Annotated in this window: 19 protein-coding genes; 12 read left to right on the top strand and 7 right to left on the bottom strand. The window is 61.9% G+C overall.

From position 1 onward, the window contains the following. Positions 1-104: 104 nt before the first annotated feature. The gene (locus tag DYL61_RS24115) at positions 105-1,163 is read left to right on the top strand and encodes an FUSC family protein (protein WP_135310414.1); all 1,059 of its coding nucleotides are present in this window, start codon (positions 105-107) and stop codon (positions 1,161-1,163) included. 167 nt (positions 1,164-1,330) lie between these two features. Here DYL61_RS24115 and DYL61_RS24110 read toward each other — a convergent pair whose 3' ends face one another. Continuing rightward, a complete protein-coding gene (locus DYL61_RS24110) occupies positions 1,331-2,089 on the bottom strand; it encodes a TetR/AcrR family transcriptional regulator (protein ID WP_135310413.1) in 759 nt (252 codons plus the stop codon). Positions 2,090-2,446: 357 nt separating this feature from the next. Between DYL61_RS24110 and DYL61_RS24105 the strand changes: the two genes are divergently transcribed. The 4 genes from DYL61_RS24105 to DYL61_RS24090 are packed head-to-tail and all read left to right on the top strand — an operon-like array spanning position 2,447 to position 7,064. Further along, positions 2,447-3,154 (top strand): ABC transporter ATP-binding protein, encoded by a 708-nt coding sequence (locus tag DYL61_RS24105; protein ID WP_135310412.1) that lies wholly within the window; start codon positions 2,447-2,449, stop codon positions 3,152-3,154. Continuing rightward, positions 3,151-4,350 (top strand): ABC transporter permease, encoded by a 1,200-nt coding sequence (locus DYL61_RS24100; RefSeq protein ID WP_135310411.1) that lies wholly within the window; start codon positions 3,151-3,153, stop codon positions 4,348-4,350. Before DYL61_RS24105 ends, DYL61_RS24100 begins: the two co-directional genes overlap by 4 nt. Then, positions 4,343-5,821, top strand: a complete 1,479-nt coding sequence (locus DYL61_RS24095; RefSeq protein ID WP_135310410.1) for a TolC family protein — start codon at positions 4,343-4,345, stop codon at positions 5,819-5,821. Before DYL61_RS24100 ends, DYL61_RS24095 begins: the two co-directional genes overlap by 8 nt. Then, positions 5,811-7,064 carry an efflux RND transporter periplasmic adaptor subunit gene (locus tag DYL61_RS24090; protein WP_135310409.1) on the top strand — a complete coding sequence of 418 codons (1,254 nt, stop codon included), beginning with the start codon at positions 5,811-5,813 and terminating at the stop codon, positions 7,062-7,064. The genes DYL61_RS24095 and DYL61_RS24090 overlap by 11 nt, the downstream gene beginning before the upstream one ends. Before the next feature lie 118 nt (positions 7,065-7,182). On the opposite strand, the gene DYL61_RS24085 is transcribed toward DYL61_RS24090, so the two are convergent. The 6 genes from DYL61_RS24085 to DYL61_RS24060 form a co-directional block, all read right to left on the bottom strand. Beyond that, positions 7,183-8,577, bottom strand: a complete 1,395-nt coding sequence (locus tag DYL61_RS24085; protein WP_135310408.1) for an FAD/NAD(P)-binding protein — start codon at positions 8,575-8,577, stop codon at positions 7,183-7,185. Between the two features lie 104 nt (positions 8,578-8,681). Further along, positions 8,682-9,338: an AMP-binding protein gene (locus DYL61_RS24080; protein WP_135310407.1), complete on the bottom strand. Its 657-nt coding sequence runs from the start codon at positions 9,336-9,338 to the stop codon at positions 8,682-8,684. Between the two features lie 108 nt (positions 9,339-9,446). Beyond that, the gene (locus DYL61_RS24075) at positions 9,447-10,883 is read right to left on the bottom strand and encodes an LLM class flavin-dependent oxidoreductase (protein WP_135310406.1); all 1,437 of its coding nucleotides are present in this window, start codon (positions 10,881-10,883) and stop codon (positions 9,447-9,449) included. After that, the gene (locus tag DYL61_RS24070; RefSeq protein ID WP_135310405.1) at positions 10,883-11,209 is read right to left on the bottom strand and encodes an acyl-CoA dehydrogenase; all 327 of its coding nucleotides are present in this window, start codon (positions 11,207-11,209) and stop codon (positions 10,883-10,885) included. Before DYL61_RS24070 ends, DYL61_RS24075 begins: the two co-directional genes overlap by 1 nt. Before the next feature lie 11 nt (positions 11,210-11,220). Next, complete coding sequence (locus DYL61_RS24065; protein ID WP_135310404.1) at positions 11,221-12,417, bottom strand: SfnB family sulfur acquisition oxidoreductase; 1,197 nt, start codon at positions 12,415-12,417, stop codon at positions 11,221-11,223. Between the two features lie 664 nt (positions 12,418-13,081). Beyond that, complete coding sequence (locus DYL61_RS24060) at positions 13,082-13,645, bottom strand: helix-turn-helix domain-containing protein (RefSeq protein ID WP_135310403.1); 564 nt, start codon at positions 13,643-13,645, stop codon at positions 13,082-13,084. Positions 13,646-13,738: 93 nt separating this feature from the next. Here DYL61_RS24060 and DYL61_RS24055 point away from each other — a divergent pair, with 93 nt between their 5' ends. The 7 genes from DYL61_RS24055 to DYL61_RS24025 all read left to right on the top strand — a co-directional run bounded on the left by DYL61_RS24055 (position 13,739) and on the right by DYL61_RS24025 (position 20,951). Next, the gene (locus DYL61_RS24055; RefSeq protein WP_135310402.1) at positions 13,739-14,668 is read left to right on the top strand and encodes a DMT family transporter; all 930 of its coding nucleotides are present in this window, start codon (positions 13,739-13,741) and stop codon (positions 14,666-14,668) included. 243 nt (positions 14,669-14,911) lie between these two features. Continuing rightward, positions 14,912-17,833 carry a monovalent cation/H+ antiporter subunit A gene (locus tag DYL61_RS24050; protein WP_135310401.1) on the top strand — a complete coding sequence of 974 codons (2,922 nt, stop codon included), beginning with the start codon at positions 14,912-14,914 and terminating at the stop codon, positions 17,831-17,833. Beyond that, positions 17,833-18,177: a Na+/H+ antiporter subunit C gene (locus DYL61_RS24045; protein WP_003192163.1), complete on the top strand. Its 345-nt coding sequence runs from the start codon at positions 17,833-17,835 to the stop codon at positions 18,175-18,177. The genes DYL61_RS24050 and DYL61_RS24045 overlap by 1 nt, the downstream gene beginning before the upstream one ends. Beyond that, positions 18,174-19,856, top strand: coding sequence for a monovalent cation/H+ antiporter subunit D (locus DYL61_RS24040; protein ID WP_135310400.1), 1,683 nt, complete (start codon positions 18,174-18,176; stop codon positions 19,854-19,856). The genes DYL61_RS24045 and DYL61_RS24040 overlap by 4 nt, the downstream gene beginning before the upstream one ends. Continuing rightward, on the top strand, positions 19,853-20,341 hold the full coding sequence (locus DYL61_RS24035; RefSeq protein WP_135310399.1) for a Na+/H+ antiporter subunit E: 489 nt from the start codon (positions 19,853-19,855) through the stop codon (positions 20,339-20,341). Before DYL61_RS24040 ends, DYL61_RS24035 begins: the two co-directional genes overlap by 4 nt. Further along, positions 20,338-20,616 carry a K+/H+ antiporter subunit F gene (locus DYL61_RS24030; RefSeq protein ID WP_003211751.1) on the top strand — a complete coding sequence of 93 codons (279 nt, stop codon included), beginning with the start codon at positions 20,338-20,340 and terminating at the stop codon, positions 20,614-20,616. Before DYL61_RS24035 ends, DYL61_RS24030 begins: the two co-directional genes overlap by 4 nt. Next, positions 20,613-20,951 (top strand): Na+/H+ antiporter subunit G, encoded by a 339-nt coding sequence (locus tag DYL61_RS24025; RefSeq protein WP_135310398.1) that lies wholly within the window; start codon positions 20,613-20,615, stop codon positions 20,949-20,951. The genes DYL61_RS24030 and DYL61_RS24025 overlap by 4 nt, the downstream gene beginning before the upstream one ends. The last annotated feature ends 70 nt before the right edge of the window (positions 20,952-21,021 follow it).

Genomic DNA, 21,021 nt, shown 5'->3' with positions numbered 1-21,021 from the left:
GAAAGCCGCTCATCTGCTGTTTCCTTAACTGACTGGCATTAGGGCAAGACCCCTCCCACATTTGGACCCCACACTCCCTAATAGTCGAGGCCCCTTTACTACCAATGAACCTGCCCCTCTTCGCCCGGCGCCTGTTGCGGCCGCTGCTCGACCCGTATCGCCGCTATCGCCATGCCAAGCTGATCCACGCCGTGCGTGTGTCCATCGGCCTGTTGGCGACGATCCTGCTGACCACCGGCATCAACCTGCCCCACGGTGAATGGGCCTCGGTGACCATGTTGATCGTGATCGGCGGCTTGCAGCACCACGGCAATATCGGCAAGAAAGCCGTGGAGCGCGCCTATGGCACCTTGATCGGCGCCAGTGTCGGCCTGGCGCTGGTGCTGCAACAGGCTTACCTGGGCCAGCCGCTGCTGACCTACCTGCTGATGTCGGTGGTGTGCGGGTTCTTTTCCTATCACGCCATCGGCAAGGGCGGTTACATCGCGCTGCTGTCGGCGATCACGGTGTTTATCGTCGCCGGTCACGGTGATAACCCGGTGTCGGACGGGCTGTGGCGCACCGTCGACATCCTGATCGGCATCGTGCTGGCACTGGCATTTTCGTTCGCCCTGCCGTTGTATGCGGTGTATTCGTGGCGCTACAACCTGGCCAGCGCGCTACGTGACTGTGCCGAGATATACAGCCGAATCATCAATGGCCAGTCGGTGACCGATGATCACCATGTGAAGGTGCTCAACCGGCTGAATGCATCCATGGTGCAATTGCGCTCGCTGATGCCATCGGTGTCCAAGGAAGTGCGGATTTCCATGACGGAGCTGGACGCGATCCAACGCCACCTGCGCATGTGCATCAGCACCCTGGAGATTCTCGGCAACACGCGCCCCGACCCTCGTGACGAACAGGCAATGGCACGCATGCAGGTGATGTTGAAGGCCGAACACCGGCAGATTCGCGTGCAGTTGGTGGGAATGGCGCGGGCGTTGAAGTCCGGAGTGACGGAGCGTCTGGAGCGGCCGAGTCATGCCGGGACTGAACCCGCCCTCGACACACCGGTATACAGCGCGCTGGATGGTTACCGCTTGTTGACGTTGCAACTGGCGCAAAACGTGGATGAGATGCGCCAGCGATTGGCCAAGAGCGCAGGGCGCTGGAAGATCTGAGAGATGGCCATTTGAAAGCGTTTAATCAAGTCAACACTTTCAAACTTTCTCTTACATATTTTTCACGTTTTCTTCACATCTCAAGCCGTAGGGTAAAGCCTCATCCGTTACAAACGTTGCACATCAAACCCGCCGCCCCAGCGGGTTTTTTTTGCCCGCAATTTGAGTCAGCTCAAGGCCTTGGCTGCCGGCGCAGTCGCTTGTTCACGAATGGCGCGCTGGGTATCCAGCACCTTGGCCAGGGCGTTTTCGGCTTCCGGGCTTTGTTGTGGCACGCGAATCGCCGCCGACACCAAGGTGATCAACTTGGCCATGACTTCGGCGTCCGTGGCCGGGCGGCCCAGGCTCATGGAGTTCATCAGCAGGCGCAGCTCAGTGCCGGCCATCACCCCGGAAATCGCCTTGAGGGCAAACTGCAAGCGCACGCCCAGTTCGTTACGCGGCAAATCCGGCAAGGCCAGGGCGAAGGCTTCGAAGAAACGCTGGAACACCGGCTGGTAATGCACCTTGAGGTATTCCTGGATAAACGGCGAGGTGTCGCTGTAGACCCGGCCGAGGAAGCGGATAAACGAACGCCCCTCCCCGCTGGCACTGGCCGGATCGCTGCGCTCCAGGCCCATGGCCGGGGCAAACAGCACGCCGAGCAAGGTGTCGCAGTCCAGCGGGCCGTCGGACTCCGCCTCGCAGCGCGCCAACAACTCAAGGCGCTGCTCGTTGAGCGGCTCCAGGCGTTGCATCAAGAGGGTTTTCATCAGGGAGTCCTTGTCCCCGAAGTGATAGTTCACCGCGGCCAGGTTGACCTGGGCCCGCTCGGTAATCTGGCGTAACAAAACCGCGTCGTATCCGTACTTAATGAAGAGGGCCTCAGTCGCATCCAGCAATCGAGTTTTGGTAACGTTTGGAGCGCTGAGTTTCTTCGCGACCATAAGAGTTCCACGGCGGAAATATTGTTTTAAAAAATAATTTGATTTTTTATACCGGGGCCGTCGTTCGAAAGCAAGTGATGCCACAGCGCCACTCCACCCAAAGCCTTTGCCTACGGGGCCGTCAAGGGTAGTTGAAGGGGTTTGGACAGGTCTTGAAGCGCCCCGGAGCAAATCGTTTCAAAGCGTAAAACCGCTCTACATCCACGGCTGGCGAAGCGCCGTGAACGCGGTTACTATTCAAACAATATTTTAAAAACAAGAAATAAAACCAGTCCGTGACGCGTTCCAGGCAGCTCCCGAACTTGTTACAAAGATTTACCGGGGCAGCACGGCACCGTCGAGACTGCAGGCGTAGTCATGATGACAGATACCCCCGCGCACCCAGGCTTGATCTCCCTGCAAGGCATCGGCAAAAGCTACCAGCTGGCCGGGCAACACCTATCCATTCTCAATGACGTCTGCCTGTCCATCGCCAGCGGCGACAGTTGCGGCATCCTCGGTGCCTCGGGCTCAGGCAAAAGTACCCTGCTGAATATCCTCGGCCTGTTGGATTTGCCCAACTGTGGCCAGTACCACTTTGCCGGCCACGATATTTTCAACGCCACCCCGGACGAGCTGGCGGCGATCCGCAACCAACAGATCGGCTTCGTGTTCCAGAGTTTCAACCTGCTGCCGCGCCTGAGTGCCCTGGACAACGTCGCCCTGCCCCTGAGTTATCGCGGTGTGTCGCGCCATGAATCGGTGGAGCAAGCCCTGCGTATGCTCGAGCAAGTTGGCCTGGCCGAGCGCGCCCACCACCGTCCCGCCGACCTCTCCGGCGGCCAGCGCCAGCGCGTGGCCATCGCCCGCGCACTGGTGGGCAAGCCCTCGGTGATTCTCGCCGACGAACCCACCGGCAACCTCGACAGCACCACCGCCCAGGAGATCATGGACTTGCTGCTGGCGCTGAACCGCGAGCAACAGGTGACGCTGATCATCGTCACCCACGACCCGCATATCGCCGCGCGCCTGGAGCGCAAGATCCTGGTGCGCAACGGCGTGGTCCACGAGGACGCCCGCCCATGAGCCTGCGGGTCGAGCAGAGTCTCAGCCAATTGCTGCATGAAGCGTTCGTCAGCCTGCGCACCCTGGGCAAGCGCTCGATCCTGGCGCTGCTGGGCATCGTGATCGGCAGCTCGTCGGTGGTGGCACTGATCAATATCGGCCATAACGCGGCGGTAGATGCCGCGATGATTTTCAAGGACATGGGCACCGACACCCTGGTGGTCCAGTTCCCGTCCAAGGGCGGCGGCAACCGGACCATGCGCACACAGCTGGATCTCGACGCCGTACGCCAGGCCGTGCCGGGCATTGCCCATATCGGCGCTCTCAGCTTGTTCAGCGGGCCGATGGTGTTCCACGGGCGCACCACCAACGCGAACTTTGTCGGCAGCACGCCAGACCTTAATCAGGCCATGCGCCTGGATATCCGTGAAGGCCGCTTCCTGTCCAACTTCGACGCCAATGAAACCTACGCCGTGGTCGGTGCCAAGGTAGCGCAAACCCTCGGCACGCCGGGTGATCCCTTGAAACTGGGCGACCGGGTACGCATCAACGATTACCTGTTCCTGATCGTCGGCATCCTGCACGAACAGCCCCGCGCCATGCTGATGCCCATCCAGGGCGGCGAATCCTTGTTTATCCCCGCCGAAGGCATGCGCCGCATCTATGCCACCCCCGCCATTAGCAATGTCGTCATCCGCGCGGCGCCCGGCCAGGACATGGAACGCATGGCCAGGGACGCCGCCGCTGCGCTGCAACGCCAACTCACCGACCACACGGTCGACATCCAGGTGCCCCAGCAAATGATCGACGGCATGACCCGGCAAAGCCGCACCTTCGCCTACCTGCTGCTGGCCCTGGGGGCGATTTCCCTGGTGGGTGGCGGCGTGGGGGTAATGAACGTGATGTTGATGAACGTGTCGGAGCGCCGCCGTGAAATCGGCATCCGCATGGCCCTGGGCGCGCGCCAAAAGGATATTCGCAATCTGTTCCTGCTCGAAGCGGTCACCCTGACGGCCGTCGGCGCGCTATGCGGTGCGGTGCTGGGCATGACCGCCGCCTGGCTCTATGCCTGGCTGTCAGGCTGGGAGTTCTCGCTGGCCGTGGCGGCCCTGCCGCTGGGAGTGGGCAGTACCTTGCTGGTGGGTCTGTTCTTTGGCATCTACCCGGCGGTCTCGGCCTCGCGGTTGCAACCGGTGGAGGCCCTGCGCGATGAGTAAATGGCTTGTGCTGTTGACCCTGGTCAGCCTGCCCGCCCTGGCGACCAACGTGGTGATCAACCCGTCGGCGCCGAGCACCACCCGCAGCGGTTATGACCGTGGTGTGTCGCTGAATGCCCAGGTCACCACCATGACCCTCGGCGATGCCGTCTACCTGGGTCTGCGCAACAACCCGGCGATCCGCAGCGCCTACCTGCAACGTGTCGCGCAGAAGTTCGACCTGCGCGTGGCGGAAGACACCTTCAACCCCAAGCTCACTCTCAACAGTTATTACCGCAGCACCCGTGGCTCGGCGGACAACGCGCGCAACGCCAACCTGGCGCCGAATGCCACCTTGCTCGGTGAATACGGCACGCGCCTGAGCATGGCCTGGACCCAGCAACTGAACAACGCCAACCGCGCCGGTCGCTACCGCAGCGACGGCCTGGACCTGGCGATCATCCAACCGCTGATGCGCGGCGCCGGCTGGGACGCCACCACCGCGCCGTTGCGCCTGTCGCGCCTGTCGGAGCAGGCCAACCGCCTGAACCTCAAGGCCACCGTGGCGCAGACCATCAGCCAGATCATCGCCACCTACCGCGAGCTGCTGCGTGCCCAGGAACAACTGACCATTGTGCAGGAGGCCCTCAAGCGCTCCGGCACTTTGCTGGAAGTGAACAAGGCGCTGATTAACGCCGGGCGTATGGCCGAGTTCGAAATCGTGCAGACCGAGGCCGATATCGCCACCCAGCAACTGGGGGTGGAAGAAGCCCAGAACCAACTCGACACCAGCCGCCTGGCCCTGCTGCGCCTGCTGGCCCTGGACCTGTCCACACCGATTCGTGCCAGTGAAGCGCTGGAAGCCAGGCCCATGCAGATCGACAAGCGCGAAGCCTTCAACCTGGCGCAGAACCAGCAACCGGAATACCTCGCCGCGCTGCTCGGCAGCCAGCAGGCCGACCTCAACCTGGTGATCGCCAAGGACTCCGGACGCTGGCAAGTCGATTTGGTAGCCGGTGCGAACCAGGTGCGCGACGCTTACAACAACGACGCCGGCAATACCAATAACCGCACGTGGGACAGTTACGCCGGGGTGCAGGTACAAATCCCCATTGGCGACATCAGCACGCGCCAGGCCGAAGTGCGCGCCCGGGTAAATGTGGAAGACCAGGAAATCCGCATTACCGACGCCCGCCAGGCACTGGAGCGCAGCGTCAATGATGTGGTGCGCGACCTCGGCACGCGCTGGCGCCAATATGAGATCTCCCAGCGCGCCGTGGAGCTGTCGCGGCGCAAGATCGAAATCGAACGGGAAAAACTCAGCGCCGGGCGCTCCACCAACTTCCAGGTGCTGAGTTTCGAGACTGATTTGCGCAATGCCGAAAACGCGCAGCTCAATGCGCTGATCGCTTATCTGAACGCCCAGACCCAGCTCGACTTGACCCTGGGCATGACGCTGGAAAGTTGGGAAATCGCCCTCAATGACTACTAATAAGAAACGCCTGCTCGGCGCCACCGTGATCGTCCTGCTGGCCGCTGTCGGTCTGACCCTGCTTGGCCTGCGCAGCCCAACAACCGAGTCGTCCGGCGCTGCCGAGCAGTGGCTGGCGGTCAAGCCAGACCCGCTGGTGCACCAGATCGGCCTGGTGGGCAAGATCGAGCCCGACACCACCATCACCCTCACGGCGCCGTTCGACGGCAATGTGCAAGCCAACCTGGTGGAACAAGGCCAACGGGTCGAGGCCGGCCAGGTGCTGCTGCGCATGGACCCATCCACCCTCGAAGTGCAACTGCGCGATGCCCTCTCCGCCCAGCTCAAGGCGCGGCGCACCGTGCAGGAGATGCAGGACTGGGACAGCAGCCCCACGGTCGCCCGCGCCCGGCGCAGCCTGCGCACCGCTGAAATGACCGCCGGCAACACCCAACGCAAGCTGACTGAAAGCGAAAATCTGTTCCAGCGCGGCATCATCCCGCGCAATGAACTGGACGACCTCAAGCAACAGACCCAGCAACAACAACTGGACCTGACCTCTGCGCGCAGCGAACTGCAACAGGCCCTCGACCAGGGCAAGGGCGAATACCGCCAGATCGCCGATATGGAGCTGACCAACGCCACGGTGAAATACGACGCTCTGCACAAGTTGCTCGATGGCCGAGAGGTCAAGGCGCCGTTTTCCGGCATCGTGGTGCCGGCACCCGGCAATAACTCATCGACCCAAAACGGTGGTAACAACAATGCCCCTGTGCAGGCCGGCAGCAAGGTCAGCCAGGGTCAGGTGCTGTTTGGCCTGGCCAATATCGAACGGTTGAAAATCACCGCCAAGGTTTCGGAGCTGGACATCAACCAACTGCGCCAGGGCCAGGCGGTGGAAGTGCTGGGGGATGGCTTCGATGGCGAGCGGCTGACGGGCTCGGTCAGCGTGGTGAGTGGCCTGGCGATTGCCAGTGATAGCCAGGGCAGTGCGCAATTTCCGGTAACGCTGTCGATCCCCAAGTTGACGCCACAGCAGTTGCAGCGGGTGCGGCTGGGGATGAGTGCGCGCTTGACCATCGTCACCTACAACAATGAGCAGGCAATTGTGGTGCCGGCCCAGGCGATCACGGGCGGTGAGGTGGAGTATCGGGAGGCGATGGACAGGCCGGTGGAACGGGTGAAAGTCACTACCGGGCAATCAACCCCGCAGGGCGTCGAGGTGTTTGGCTTGAAGCCTGGCCTTGTGAAGATCCCAAAATAAATACAAATCCCCTGTGGGAGGGGGCTTGCCCCCGATGGCGGTGAATCAGTACCAGATTTTTAGCTGACACACTGCTATCGGGGGCAAGCCCCCTCCCACACTGGATGGCATTGCAGATTCAGAGGTTTGCGAGCTTCAAGGCCAGCGCCTTGGCCTGAATCGCCACGTCGGTGACCGCCGTGCTCTCCCACCACATCCCCCGCAATGGCGGGCCCATGGCAAACAACCGCTGGCTGACCTGCCCCTGGGCATCCACCACCGCCCCGCCCGCATCCGCCGTAATCCCCAACGCCAATGGCCCTGGCTGGATCAACCCACGTTTGAGCAACTGCTGAGGCAACGGCCGGGCCACGCGGCGCCAGTCGTATTCGATGCCGCTGGAGTTGATCAGCGCCGCGCCCGCAACGAGGGTCACCACCGGCTCGCCACGCGGGCGCAGGCGAATGACTACACCTTCGGATGAAGGCTCCAACCCCTTGAACGACGCCGCCCGAATCCGCAGGCGCCCCTCCTCATGCAAACGCGCCACCAACTGCGCACTCAACGGTGGCGAGCGGTGGTGATGGCTTTCCCACCAGGGCCGCACATGCCGTACAAACTGACGTTTTTCCCGCTCGCTGGCCTGGCTCCACAAACGACCGATATGGGCGCGCACCGTGTCCAAAGGCGCTTGCCAATCGATGCCCTGCGCCTGCGCGATTCGGCATTGCCGACGCAGTTCACGGAGCAATTGCCGTGGGCTGCGCAGGCTGTGGTCATCGGCCAGGAAATCCACCCAACTCGGCGGTTGCCGACGCACATGGGGCAACAAGCCATGGCGCGAAAAAATCTCGATAGGCCCGCGATGGCCGGCCTGTTCCAGGGACACCACGGCGTCGACCATGGTCAGCCCGGAGCCGATGATCAGCACCGTGGCCTGGGGGTCGAGTTGGGTCATGGTTTTCACGTCCCAAGGGTCCATCGCAGCTGCGTTCAGGCCGCTGGACTCGGTCTGCGGCGTGCGCGCCGCCGGGAACATGCCGGTGGCCAACACGGCGAAAGCACCGCGCAATTGCTGACCGTTATCCAGCGTCAGCAGCGTCGAGGTGTCGTCCACCAGCAGGTCGACCACTTCGCCACGCACATGCTCCACGGTGGACGCCGACAACGCCTTGGCCTCAGCCAGCCGTTGTTGCGCGTATAGGCCGAAGATCCCCCGGGGCGGGAACAGTTCGCTAATAGGCACGTGCTGCTGGTCCGACTCCGGCCAGCCCCCAGCGCCGATGTAATCGGTGAGCCACTGGGTCAGGTCGTCGGCGTTGTCCGGGTCGACGCTCATGCGCGCCGCATTGCCATTCAAGGTATGGCCCAGTTCGACCGCGCTGTAAGCCTCGCCACGGCCAAGTTCGGCACGCGGTTCGATCACCAGGATGCGGCGCTGGCCCGGCTGGCGCAGCAGTTGCACCGCCAGCATTGTGCCGCTTAGCCCGCCGCCGATGATCAAGACATCAGCGTTGCGGATGGAGTCAGTCATGCAAGTTCGCCTTTACTGTTTACCCAGATAGATGTCGTTCGCGATCATAAGCGCCACATTCAAGGATGGCGTGTCGCACAGTACCAAAGTAGGACCGGCCCGTATCACCGCTTGGCCAATGCCCACTCACATAATCGTCGGCGCCAACTGCCAGCGGCCGCGACTTCACGTCGATCGCCAAACGCCCTACCTTGGCCGTCGGCGAGCCATTGCTCCAGCACCGCCGCCAGCGCACCGTGCGATTGAGTGCTCTGCTCACTCCACAGGGCGGTTTCGTCGCTCGGTTGCCACCAGCGAGTCAGGTATTGCCCGGGGTCGACCGGGCCCAGCAGCTCGGCGAAATCCAGCCCGTTATCCAATGGCCAATGCCGAGCGTAAGTGTGGGTGGGCCGTATCCGCCGCAGGTGATACTCCAGCACCTCAGGTTCGAGGTTGTCCGCCAGCGTCAGCACCTGCCCGCCAATGGATTGAGCGGCCAGCGCCAGCAGCAACAGGTTAGGCTCAAACACGCCGCTAAGGGCCAGGCGCGAGTGTTCACTGAAATCCTGTTGGCGTAGGCCGTCAGCCAAGCGCTCGACGTCCCGTGACACGTCAATCCAGCGCCACGCATGCCACTGGCCCTGGCGTTTGTGGCGCAGGGCAGTGTGCAGTGGCGTGACTTGGGCCCAGTGGTGCAGTCGTTCCAGGGCGTTGGCCGAGATGTCGAGCCGTTCGGCGGGCCATTCCACGGCCAGCGGATGTTTGAGTGGGTGCACGCTCATAGGGGTGATACTCCTATTTGGGTGATGTGCGTGCGGTGGTCCGCTGGCGGAATTTTCTGGATCTACACGGGCCAATGTGGGAGGGGGCTTGCTCCCGATAGCGGTGTGTCAGGCAGTTATTTTTGTCTGAGCCACCGCGATCGGGGGCAAGCCCCCTCCCACATTGGTTATGTGTGGACTTGATAGATTGCGGTAGCTGGCGCCTGGATGGTTCGTTTCCAGCCGAGCACCATTGCCAAACAACTTCTCGCGCAACGTGCCCTGAGCATATTCAGTCTTGTACACCCCGCGCTTCTGCAACTCCGGCACCAGCCACTCCACGGCATCGACAAACGTCTCGTGGGTCAGCGCATAGGCCAAATTAAAGCCATCCACATCCGTCTCTTCCACCCACTCCTGCAACAGGTCTGCCACCGTTTCCGGGCCGCCGACGAACAACGGGCCAAAGCCGCCAATGCCGACCCACTCGGCCAATTCATTGGGCGTCCAGACCTTGTTCGGGTCTGCCGTGGAAAAAGCCTCCACCGCCGATTGAATGGCATTGGTGTGTACATGCTTGAGCGGCTCATCCGGTTTGAACTGGCTGAAATCGATACCGGTCCAGCCGGAGATCAGCGCCATCGCGCCTTCGTAGCTGACGTAGGATTTGTATTCCTCGAATTTGGCCTTGGCCTTGGCGTCGGTCTCGGCGACGATCACCGTCTGCAGGTTGAAGATCAGGATTTTCTTCGGATCACGCCCCGCCTCGGCGGCACGCCGGCGGATGTCGGCGACGGTCTTTTTCAGCAAGACCTTGGACGGTGCGGCGACGAATACGCACTCGGCCTGCTCAGCGGCAAACTGCTTGCCCCGGCTGGACGCCCCGGCCTGGTAAAGCACCGGCGTGCGTTGCGGCGACGGCTCGCACAGATGAATGCCGGGCACCTGGAAGTGTTTGCCGACGTGGCGGATCTCGTGGATTTTGCTCGGATCACTGAAAATCCGACGCTCGCGGTCACGCAGGACGGCGCCCTCCTCCCAACTGCCTTCCCAGAGTTTGTAGCAGACCTCCAGGTATTCCTCGGCGTAGTCGTAACGTGCATCGTGTTCGGTCTGGGCGTGTTGGCCGATATTTTTCGCGCCGCTTTCCAGGTAAGAGGTGACGATGTTCCAGCCGATGCGGCCCTTGGTCAGGTGATCGAGGGTCGAGAGCCGCCGGGCGAAGGGATACGGGTGTTCAAACGACAGCGACGCCGTCAGGCCAAAGCCCAAGTGCTCGGTGACCAGCGCCATCGGCGCGATCAGCGACAGCGGGTCATTGACCGGGACCTGGGTGGCCTGGCGAATCGCGGCCTCACCGTTGCCGTTGTACACATCGTAGATACCCAGCACGTCGGCGATAAACAGGCCGTCGAACTTGCCGCGCTCAAGGATCCTGGCCAGGTCGGTCCAGTATTCCAGGTCCTTGTACTGCCACGAGCGGTCACGGGGGTGCGCCCACAAGCCCGGGGATTGGTGGCCGACGCAGTTCATGTCGAAGGCATTCAAGCGGATTTCACGGGACATCACAGCACTCCGTTGAGGTGATAGTTGCCGACGATCTGGTATTTCGTACGCAGCGGGTCATCCAGGGTCGACGGCAGTGCGGTGCGTTGGCCGGTGAGTTCGAATTCGGCGTTGCTCGCGGCGATCAGGGCTTCGGCGGCAGCGATCTGCGCTTCTGTGGCGGCGACAGGGCTGGGATGGGCTACGGCGCGTTCCAGTAGCGCGGCTGCAACGTCCACGCGAATCTGCAAATCGCCGAAGCGGCTGATCACATAAGGGTCGGCGCTTTTTTCAACATGCCGACGGGTGCTGTCCAGCAGTTGGCGCGCAAGGTTCAAGGCAGTCATGGGTAAGCTCCTCAGTTCCAGGCGTGGCGCGCAGGTTTCACGCCGTTGAGCACAAAATTGCCGATCAGATGGTATTTCCAGCGAGCCGGGTCGTGCAGGGTGTGGGTGCGTGCGTTGCGCCAGAAACGGTCGAGGTTGTGCTTGCCGGTGACCGAGCGGGTGCCAGCCAGTTCGAAGAGTTTGCTGCTGGCGAGCAATGCGGTTTCGGCGGACAGGACTTTGGCTTGGGCGACCACCAGCGAAGCGTGGGCGACGCTGTCTTCACTGGGCTCGGCAAGGGCGCGGTCCACGGCCTGGCCGGCTTTGGCGAGGATGGCTTCGGTGCCGTGCACCCGCCACTGCAGATCACCAATGGCGGCGATGGTGAACGGGTCTTGCCAGCCGTGATCCTGTTGGCTGTCGATCCAGGGGCGTGCTTGTCGGGCGTAGATCTTGGCTTGTTCCAGAGCGCCCAGGGCAATACCGGTATCGACGGCGGCCTGGATGATTTGCGAGATAGGACCGTTGGCGGTGGGTTGATCGAAGGCCAGATAGGCCGGAATAACGGCACTCAATGGTACGGTCACGCCGTCCAGGGTCACGCCACCGCTGGCGGTGGTGCGCTGGCCAAAGCCGTCCCAGCTGTCAATCACGTTCAGGCCTTGGGCGTCGCGTTCGACAAAGGCAATAAATGCCTGGTCTTTTTCGTTATTGCCCACAGTGGGCACGATATGGGCGAACAGCGCGCCGGTGCAGTAGAACTTCTCGCCGTTGATTTGCGCGGTGTCGCCGTGGAAGCGAATTTGCGTATCGAAGGTGCCGGCGTTTTTGCTCTTGGCTTCGGAGAACGCATTGCCGAAGCGGTAGCCTTGCAAGACCTTGGCGAAGTAATACTGCTTTTGTTCCTCGCTCGCCGTTTGCAGCAGGATATCCACCACGCCCAGGTGGTTCTGCGGGATCTGCCCCAATGACGGGTCGGCGGCGGAGACCAACTTGATCACCTCGGCCACTGTCACATAGGACACCTCTGCGCCGCCGTAGGCTTTGGGAATGGTAATGCCCCACAGGCCGCTGGCGGAGAACTCGTCGAGTTCTGCCACGGGCAAGCGACGCTCGCGGTCACGCACGCTGGCGTCGATGGCAAAGCGCTCGGCCAGGCGCGTGGCAACGTCGATGGCTTCCGCGTCCGAGCGGATGATATGGGCAGGGTGTTGAGGGTGGGCTGACATGGGCCGACTCCAGGCGACTGTTAGTTACCTGGAGGGATTGCAGAAGTCGTGCCGTCTCAGCGGGTTGCCTGTTTACACGGCACTCCCAAAAAGAAAAGCGAACACAATTGGCGTTACATGGGCAACTTGTTGAAAGAGTGTTGCCCCACGAACACCTGCCCCGCTCCCGGCGTCCTGTACACCTGTTTCACGGAACGATTTGGTAAGTCGCCTCAGATGACTTGCCCACGGGCGTTCCGTCAGCGCGCTCAACAATGTAGCGAATGTGCATCGGCGAACTAACGACAGGTTGCACCCCAATATGCAGGGGCTTGGCAGCATCCTGGACAGTGCGACGACCAGCCCATGTACCGGCTGATGAGCGTAGGGTATACGTCACAAGGTCCCCATTCTGAATGTGCGGGACAGGCCCAATCACGATGTTGACCAGCCCGGAGACGATGTCGACACGCCTGACGTGCCCATTTTGATCAAGGGGTTCGACAGTGGGTGATGGAAAGTCGATTGCGTGTTTTGCGCTGATTTCAGGAACAAAGACGTCCATAGCGTGACACCTCATTTATGAGTGCAGAACCATCGAAGGGCAATCGATACGATTCCCTAAAACGTTAAGCTACCAACAAAATGAAGCGCGCAAACCTGTCAACATTGACAGTGTCAGGCGTCAAATCACCACGTTGCGGATAAAGCGCACCGCCACATCACCATCATTGCGATAGATGTGTTGTTGATGGCTGGCGAACATGAAGAACTCACCGGCGCCGATGAGGTTTTCTGTACCCGCCACCACCAAGGTCAAATTGCCCTCAAACACAAACAGCTGCTCGCTCCAGCCTTCCAGGTCGGGATCCGGACAATAGCGGTCGCCGGGCTCCAGGCGCCACTCCCATAGTTCCACTTCGCGGCGGGCGGTGGCCTTGGCCAGCAACACTGCCTTGCTGCCGTCGATCTCACCGGCCCAGGCCAGTTCGTTGATGCGGCTGTGGTCGCGCACGTCCGGGGCCTGGATCAGGTCGCTGAAGGCCACGTCCAGCGCTTCGGCCACGCGGTCGAGGGTGGACAGGCTGACGTTCTTTTCCCCCGCTTCAATCGCCACCAGCATGCGCCGGCTGACCCCGGACTTTTCCGAGAGTGCGGTCTGGCTCAAGTCGGCGGCGTGACGCAGGCGACGGACGTTCTGGCTGACATGCTGCAGGACCGAGGCCCGTTGCGGATTTTCTTTGTGCACTATATTGCTCAATGGGTGGGTGTGCGCAGTATACTGCCCAGCGTGCGGCGCATTGTGCGGTCCGTGCCTTTCCCATGCAAGACCAGAGCCGCCATGACTGCCCCCAAATCCCCCTCGCGTTTCAACCGTTTCAGCAAAGCCGAATGCATCCTGGTGGTGATCACCATGATCTGGGGCGGCACCTTTTTGCTGGTGCAGCACGCCATGACCGTCAGTGGGCCGATGTTTTTCGTGGGCCTGCGCTTTGCCGCCGCCGCGATTGTGGTGGGCTTCTTTTCATTGCGCACCCTGCGCGACCTGACGCTGTTCGAATTCAAGGCCGGGGTGTTTATCGGCGTAGCGATCATGTTTGGCTACGGGCTGCAGACCATTGGCTTGCAGACCATCCTCAGTAGCCAATCGGCGTTTATCACCGCGTTATATGTGCCCTTCGTACCGTTGCTGCAATGGTTGGTGCTGGGGCGTCGCCCGGGGCTGATGCCGAGCATTGGCATCATGCTGGCGTTTACCGGGTTGATGTTGCTGACCGGGCCGGCGGGGGCTTCGCTGAATTTCAGCCCTGGTGAAATCGCCACGTTGATTGGTGCGGTGGCGATTGCCGCCGAGATCATCCTGATCGGCGCCTTTGCCGGGCAAGTGGATGTACGCCGGGTGACCGTGGTGCAACTGGCCACGGCGTCGGTGTTGTCATTCATGATGGTGGTGCCGATGGGTGAGGCGCTGCCGGGCTTTTCGTGGTTGCTGTTGTTCAGTGCGGTGGGCCTGGGCTTGACCAGTGCGGTGATCCAGGTGGCGATGAACTGGGCGCAGCAAAGTGTTTCGCCGACTCGCGCCACATTGATCTATGCCGGGGAACCGGTGTGGGCCGGTGTGGTTGGACGGATCGCCGGCGAGCGCTTCCCGCCGATCGCGATGCTGGGGGCGGCGTTGATTGTGGCGGCGGTGATTGTGAGTGAGATGAAGACCAAGGGGCAGAAGGCGTTGGCACAGGAAGAAGAGCTGGAGCAAGAACGCCAAGGGTAAGGCCCGACGCGGTCAAGTGTGGGAGCGGGCTTGCTCGCGATGGCGGCGTGTCAGTCAACACACCTGCAAGCTAACCCACCGCTATCGGGAGCAAGCCCCCTCCCACAGTTGAAGGTGGCGTCTGCAAATAATGCGTTATGGGCATTTTCAGCCTACCTTGTAGGATCCTGCCACATGTTGCCGTTTGGTGATCGAGAAAGCGGCACGTATGATGCATCCCAAACTCCCGCAGATTAGAAGCCTATGTCCCTGATAGTTCTACTGCTTCTGCCGTTCGCTGGCAGCTGTCTGGCGGCCTTGCTGCCGCACAATGCACGTAACACCGAATCCCTGCTGGCTGGCCTTGTGGCCTTGGTCGGCACCATTCAAGTCGCCCTGCTCTACCCCCAGATCGCCCACGGTGGCGTGATCCGCGAAGAATTCATGTGGTTGCCCAGCCTTGGGCTGAACTTCGTGTTGCGCATGGATGGGTTTGCCTGGTTGTTCTCGATGCTGGTGCTGGGCATCGGCACGCTGGTGTCGCTGTATGCGCGCTATTACATGTCGCCGGACGACCCGGTGCCGCGTTTCTTCGCGTTTTTCCTGGCCTTTATGGGCGCCATGCTCGGGCTGGTGATTTCCGGCAACCTGATCCAGATCGTGTTCTTCTGGGAACTGACCAGCCTGTTCTCGTTCCTGTTGATCGGTTATTGGCACCACCGCGCCGATGCGCGACGCGGTGCGTATATGGCGTTGATGGTCACCGGCGCCGGCGGCTTGTGCCTGTTGGCGGGCGTGATGCTGCTGGGGCATATCGTCGGTAGCTACGACCTTGACTTGGTACTGGCGGCGGGCGAGCAGATTCGCGCCCACGCCTTGTACCCGGTCATGCTGGCCCTGGTGCTGATCGGCGCCTTGAGCAAAAGCGCGCAATTCCCCTTCCACTTCTGGCTGCCCCACGCAATGGCGGCGCCGACGCCGGTGTCGGCGTACCTGCATTCGGCAACGATGGTGAAGGCCGGCGTGTTCCTGCTGGCCCGCCTGTGGCCGTCGCTGTCCGGCAGCGAAGAATGGTTCTACATCGTCGGCGGTGCCGGCGCGATTACCCTGCTGCTCGGTGCTTACTGCGCCATCTTTCAAAACGATCTCAAGGGCCTGCTGGCCTACTCCACCATCAGCCATCTTGGCTTGATCACCTTGTTGCTGGGCCTTAACAGCCCGCTGGCCGCCGTCGCCGCGGTGTTCCATATCCTCAACCATGCCACCTTCAAGGCGTCGCTGTTCATGGCGGCGGGGATCATCGACCACGAAAGCGGCACCCGTGACATTCGCAAGCTCAGCGGCTTGATCCGGTTGATCCCGTTTACCGCGACCCTGGCGATGGTGGCCAGTGCCTCCATGGCCGGGGTGCCGTTGCTCAACGGCTTCCTGTCCAAAGAAATGTTCTTCGCCGAAACCGTGTTTATCTCGTCGACCGCCTGGGTGGAGTTCGCCCTGCCGGTGATCGCGACCGTCGCCGGTACGTTCAGCGTGGTCTATGCGCTGCGCTTTACCGTTGATGTGTTCTTCGGCCCGACTGCTACCAACCTGCCGCACACGCCCCACGAACCGCCGCGCTGGATGCGGGCGCCGGTGGAATTGCTGGTGTTTACCTGCCTGCTGGTGGGGATTTTTCCGGCGCAAGTCGTAGGCTCGATCCTGGCCGCTGCGGCCTTGCCGGTGGTGGGCGGCGCGCTGCCCGAATACAGCCTGGCGATCTGGCACGGCTGGAACGCGCCGATGATCATGAGCCTGGTGGCCATGTCCGCCGGTGTGGTGCTGTACCTGCTCTTGCGCAAGCAACTCAAGCGCGGGCGTTTCAAGTACCCGCCGATCATCAGCTACTTCAACGGCAAGCGCATGTTCGAGCGCAGCCTGGTGGTGATGATGCGCGGTGTGCGTCGAATCGAGAAACGCATCAGCACCAAGCGCCTGCAGACGCAGTTGTTCCTGCTGGTGCTGGTGGCGGTGGTGGGCGGCGTGATCCCGATGCTCAACAGCGGCCTGAGTTGGGGCGACCGCCCGAAAATCCCGGGTTCCATCGTGTTCGTCACCCTGTGGCTGCTGGCGATTGCCTGCGCCCTCGGTGCCGCCTGGCAGGCCAAGTATCACCGGCTGGCGGCCCTGACCATGGTCAGCGTGTGCGGCCTGATGACCTGCATCACCTTCGTGTGGTTCTCCGCGCCGGACCTGGCGCTGACGCAATTGGTGGTGGAAGTGGTGACCACCGTGCTGATCCTGCTGGGCCTGCGCTGGCTGCCACGGCGGATCGAAGAGGTCTCGCCGCTGCCAAGCTCTTTGCGCAAGGCACGCATCCGTCGTCTGCGTGACTTCCTGTTGTCCACCGTGGTCGGTGGCGGCATGGCGTTGCTGTCCTACGCCATGCTCACGCGCCAGACGCCCAACGATATCTCGTCGTTCTACCTCAGCCGTGCCCTGCCCGAAGGTGGCGGCAGCAATGTGGTCAACGTGATGCTGGTGGACTTCCGGGGCTTCGATACTTTGGGTGAAATCACCGTACTTGGCGCGGTGGCGCTCACGGTCTACGCCCTGCTACGTCGCTTCCGCCCCTCGAAAGAAAGCATGCAATTGCCCGCCCAACAGCGCCAGTTGGCGCCGGACGTGGCCACCGATCTGGTCAACCCGCGCCAGGCCAGCGACACCGCGTTGGGCTTCATGATGGTGCCGGCGGTGCTGGTGCGCCTGCTGCTGCCGATTGCGCTGGTGGTGTCGTTCTACCTGTTCATGCGTGGGCACAACCAACCGGGCGGCGGCTTTGTCGCCGGTTTGGTGATGTCGGTGGCGTTTATCCTGCAATACATGGTGGCGGGCACCCAGTGGGTCGAGGCGCAGATGAGCCTGCGGCCAATGCGCTGGATGGGCTTCGGGCTGTTCTCGGCAACACTCACCGGGCTCGGCGCGCTGTTTGTCGGCTACCCGTTCCTGACCACCCACACCTGGCATTTCAGCTTGCCGGTGCTGGGGGATATTCATGTCGCCAGTGCGTTGTTCTTCGACGTCGGCGTGTACGCCATGGTCGTCGGCTCAACCTTGCTGATGCTCACCGCCCTCGGTCACCAGTCGGTGCGCGCGCATAAACCGAGCAACCAGGCCAAAGTGGTCGTCGCAACAGAAGGAGCCGCCTGATGGAAGAAGTCATCGCAATCGCCATTGGGGTGCTGGCGGCCTCGGGCGTGTGGTTGATCCTGCGGCCACGGACCTTCCAGGTGGTGATGGGCCTGTGCCTGTTGTCGTATGGGGTCAACCTGTTCATTTTCAGCATGGGCAGCCTGTTTATCGGCAAGGAGCCGATCATCAAGGACGGCGTGCCGCAAGACCTGCTCAACTACACCGATCCCCTGCCCCAGGCGCTGGTACTCACGGCCATCGTGATCAGCTTCGCCATGACTGCGTTGTTCCTGGTGGTGCTGCTGGCCTCCCGGGGCTTGACCGGCACAGACCATGTAGACGGCCGGGAGCCCAAGGAATGACGTGGATGAATCAACTGATCGTCGCGCCGATCCTGCTGCCGTTGCTGACCGCTGCCTTGATGCTGATGCTCGGCGAAAAGCACCGCCCGCTCAAGGCACGCATCAACCTGTTCTCCAGCATGCTCGGTCTGGGCATCGCGATTGTGCTGCTGTACTGGACGCAAAAAGGCGGCCCCGGCTCGATTGGCGTGTACTTGCCGGGCAACTGGCAGGTGCCGTTCGGCATTGTGCTGGTGGTGGACCAACTGTCGGCGCTGATGCTGGTGCTGACCGGGATCATCGGCGTGAGCGCGCTGCTGTTCGCCATGGCCCGCTGGGACCGGGCGGGCACCAGTTTCCATGCGCTGTTCCAGGTACAGATGATGGGCTTGTACGGCGCATTCCTCACCGCCGACCTGTTCAACCTGTTCGTGTTCTTCGAGGTGCTGCTGGCGGCGTCCTACGGCCTGATGCTGCACGGCTCGGGCCGGGCGCGGGTGTCGGCGGGGTTGCATTACATCGCGATCAACCTGCTGGCGTCGTCGCTGTTTTTGATTGGCGCGGCAATGATCTACGGCGTGACCGGCACCCTGAACTTTGCTGACCTGGCGTTGAAAATCCCGTTGGTGCCGGAAGCGGATCGCGGCCTGCTGCATGCCGGTGCGGCGATCCTGGCGACAGCATTCCTGGCGAAAGCCGGCATGTGGCCGCTGAATTTCTGGCTGGCGCCCGCCTACTCCTCGGCCAGCGCGCCGGTGGCGGCGATGTTTGCGATCATGACCAAAGTCGGCGTGTACACCGTGTTGCGCCTGTGGACGCTGTTGTTCTCCGGCCAGGCCGGGGCGTCGGCGCTGTTTGGCGGTGACTGGCTGGTGTATGGCGGCATGGCGACGATTATCTGTGCCGGCCTGGCGATGATCGCGGCGCAGCGGCTGGAGCGCATGGCGAGCCTGAGCATTCTGGTGTCGGCGGGGATCTTGCTATCGGCGGTGGGTTTCGCCCAGCCGAGCCTGATCGCGGGCGCGTTGTTCTATCTGGTCAGCTCGACGCTGGCGTTGAGTGCGCTGTTCCTGTTGGCGGAGTTGATCGAGCGTTCGCGTTCGGCCAATGATTTGCCGCTGGATGAAGAAATCGATGCGCTGCCGAAAGCCATGGAGTCCCTGCATCCGCGTCCGGGCGTGAACCTCGATGACGAGCAGCAGGCGGTGGTTGGCCAGGTGATTCCGTGGACCATGGCATTCCTGGGTTTGAGCTTTATCGCCTGCGCCCTACTGATTATCGGCATGCCGCCGCTGTCCGGGTTTATCGGCAAGCTCAGCTTGTTGAGTGCACTGGTCAATCCGCTGGGGCTGGGTGTCAGCGCTGACGCGCCGATCCGTCCGGCGGCCTGGGGCTTGGTCGCGCTGCTGATCCTCTCGGGCCTGGCCTCGTTGATCGCCTTCGCCCGCCTCGGCATCCAGCGCTTCTGGACCCCGGAAGAGCGCCCGTCGCCGCTGCTGCGCCGCTACGAGTGTGTGCCGATTTTCTTGCTGCTGGGCCTGAGCATCCTGCTGACCTTCAAGGCCGAACCGCTGATGCGCTACACCCAGGCCACCGCCGTGAGCCTGAACAACCCGGAGCATTACGTGATGGCGGTGATGGCCACACGTCCTGTGCCCAGCCCCGAAGCCAAGGCCGCCGCGTTGGAGGTGCAACCATGAAGCGCCTGTTTCCTGCCCCGTGGTTGTCGTTGGCGTTATGGCTGTTGTGGCTGGTGCTGAACCTGTCGGTCAGCCCTGGCAACCTGTTGCTGGGCGCGCTGCTGGGCTTTCTCGCGCCGCTGATGATGGCGCCGCTGCGGCCGTTGCCGATCCGTATTCGCCGCCCTGGGGTGATTATCCGCCTGTTCTTCCTGGTGGGCCGCGATGTGATCATCTCCAACCTGCAAGTCGCCTGGGGCGTGCTGACCTGCGGCTCACGGCCGCCGCGTTCGCGCTTTATCAAGATCCCTCTGGATCTGCGCGACGCCAACGGCCTTGCCGCGCTGTCGATGATTACCACGGTGGTGCCTGGCACCATCTGGTCGGAACTGGCGCTGGACCGCAGCATCCTGCTGCTGCACGTGTTCGACCTGGAGGATGAAGCGCCGTTTATCGAACACTTCAAGACCACCTATGAGCGGCCCCTGATGGAGATCTTCGAATGAGCGCCCTGCTCTCCAATGCGATCCTGTTCAGCCTGTTCCTGTTCTCCCTGGCCATGGTGCTGACCCTGGTGCGCCTGTTCAAAGGCCCCTCGGCGCAAGACCGGGTACTGGCGCTGGACTACCTGTACATTTTGGCGATGCTGATGATGCTGGTGCTGGGTATTCGTTATGCCAGTGACACCTACTTTGAAGCGGCGCTGCTGATTGCGCTGTTTGGCTTTGTGGGCTCGTTTGCCCTGGCGAAATTCCTGCTGCGTGGCGAGGTGATTGAATGATGCCGTTATGGGTGGAAGTGGTCGTAGCGGTGCTGCTGGTACTGAGCAGCGTGTTTGCGTTGATTGGCGCGATTGGATTGTTGCGCATGAAGGACTTCTTCCAGCGCATGCACCCGCCGGCACTGGCGTCCACGTTGGGTGCGTGGTGCGTGGCGTTGGCGTCGATTGTGTATTTTTCGGTGCTCAAATCCGGGCCGGTATTGCACGGCTGGTTGATCCCGATTCTGTTGTCGATCACCGTGCCGGTGACCACGTTGCTGTTGGCGCGTACGGCGTTGTTCCGTAAGCGCATGGCCGGTGATGATGTACCCGCGGAAGTCAGCAGCCGCCGCTGACCTCTCAGACACACAGAGGTTCAAGTGTGGGAGGGGGCTTGCCCCCGATAGCTGTGGGTAAGCTACAAAT

This window comes from Pseudomonas nabeulensis (assembly GCF_004682045.1).
In the GTDB taxonomy this organism is placed as follows: Bacteria; Pseudomonadota; Gammaproteobacteria; order Pseudomonadales; family Pseudomonadaceae; genus Aquipseudomonas; species Aquipseudomonas nabeulensis.
Note: the sequence above shows the minus strand (reverse complement) of the source record. Positions and strands in the feature narration are given on the sequence as shown.